This is a genomic window from Pseudomonas tremae (assembly GCF_001401155.1).
In the GTDB taxonomy this organism is placed as follows: Bacteria; Pseudomonadota; Gammaproteobacteria; order Pseudomonadales; family Pseudomonadaceae; genus Aquipseudomonas; species Aquipseudomonas tremae.
The window spans coordinates 1-420 of sequence record NZ_LJRO01000372.1 but is presented as its reverse complement, the minus strand read 5'-3'; the positions used below and the strand labels follow the sequence as shown (position 1 = coordinate 420).

At 59.3% G+C, this 420-nt stretch carries 2 pseudogenes; both read right to left on the bottom strand.

The annotated features are described in order from the left end of the window. Nucleotides 1-151: pseudogene (locus tag ALO43_RS20835) on the bottom strand (type III secretion system chaperone); the annotation flags it as partial. Nucleotides 152-184: 33 nt separating this feature from the next. Then, nucleotides 185-420: pseudogene (locus ALO43_RS31610) on the bottom strand (hypothetical protein); the annotation flags it as partial.

The following is a 420-nucleotide window of genomic DNA, read 5'->3' as shown; positions in this document are numbered from 1 at the left end:
TTTCGCTGTGCTCGGGCAATTCGATGACCGCCGCTTCGTTGTTCTGGCCGTCGTAAAGGGCGCATACGCCATTCTGCAAGGCCAGTGATGTACCGAGTTGGACGCCCAGAGCGTTGATGAAGCGGGCAAAATCGGGTGTCGGGTTTCTCATCGTTATAGTCCTTTAAAGTTAAAGCAGTCTGAATCAGCCGGACAGCAGACAGGTACGGACTGTGCCCGGCGTTGGGGCCGTGTTCCGGAGCTCGTCGACGGACCCGCGAGCTTCAGGCGACTTTGCTGGCGTAAGCGCAGCGCGTGCTGACGACACGCCGTTCAGCGCACCGTCTGCCAACACTCGAACCGTGTCCACGGCGATCTGGGTTGGCAGCTGCAACGCGCCTCGGCCCATGTGATAAGCGCTTTCCATAGCCCTTGGAATAC